The organism is Mesorhizobium sp. M2A.F.Ca.ET.067.02.1.1 (assembly GCF_004023285.1).
Lineage (GTDB): Bacteria > Pseudomonadota > Alphaproteobacteria > Rhizobiales > Rhizobiaceae > Mesorhizobium.
The window spans coordinates 1-781 of sequence record NZ_RZSB01001298.1; the positions used below are offsets into that span (position 1 = coordinate 1).

The 781-nt window shown below is 65.2% G+C and carries 2 protein-coding genes; one reads left to right on the forward strand and one right to left on the reverse strand.

The window, feature by feature from the left end; genetic code table 11:
- On the forward strand, positions 1-249 hold a 249-nt coding region (locus EOA28_RS37420), incomplete at its 5' end, for a GNAT family protein (RefSeq protein ID WP_148671194.1).
- A gap of 46 nt (positions 250-295) precedes the next feature.
- Here the strand turns inward: EOA28_RS37420 and EOA28_RS37425 are convergent.
- A partial coding sequence (locus tag EOA28_RS37425; RefSeq protein ID WP_128315921.1) for a PDZ domain-containing protein occupies positions 296-781 on the reverse strand: 486 nt, incomplete at its 5' end.

Consider the following 781-nt stretch of genomic DNA (forward strand, 5'->3'; position numbering starts at 1 on the left):
GTCACCGAGGCAGCGGGAGCCTGGCTCGCCTTCGGTTTCGAAACGCTTGGCGTGGACGAGATCGTATCGTTCGCGGTCGCGGACAACCATCGTTCGGTCGCCGTCATGAAGCGGCTCGGCATGCGAGCCGATCCCGGTGCCGACTTCGATCACCCCAGCGTCCCAGACAGCCACCCGCATCTCAAGCGTCATGTCATGTACAGGCTGTCGCGCGAGGCATGGCAGGCACGAAAAAGGGCGGCTCGCTAGCCGCCCTATTCATTGAAACATCAATCGCTTGCTGAACGATCCGGACTCAATCCATCCGGATCGTCACGAAACGCAGTTCCCCGGTCTTCGACGCCAGCATCAGGAGCGCGTTCTTGCGGCCCTGCTCCTTAAGCGCTCCGATCCGGTCCATCACGTCCTTCGGCGTGCCGACCGATTCCTGCGCGATCTCGGTGATCACCTCGCCGGGCTGGATGCCGCGCTCCGCCGCGGGCGAATCCTTGGCGACATCGGTGACGACCACGCCGGACACGTCGGCCGCGATGCTGAACTTCTGCCGCGTCTGGTCGTTGAGCTCGCCGACCGTCATGCCGAGCACCGAGGCCGTCGACACCGGAGGCGTTGCCTTGTCGCCATTGCCCTGATCGGTGCTGCCGTTTTCGCCGCTGGCCAGTTTCTCGCCATCCTCGAGCCGGCCGAGCGTCACCTTGACCGTCTGCTCGACGCCCTTGCGCACGATGACGACATCGACCGCCTTGCCGACCGGGCTTTCCGCCACGACGCGCGGCAGGCC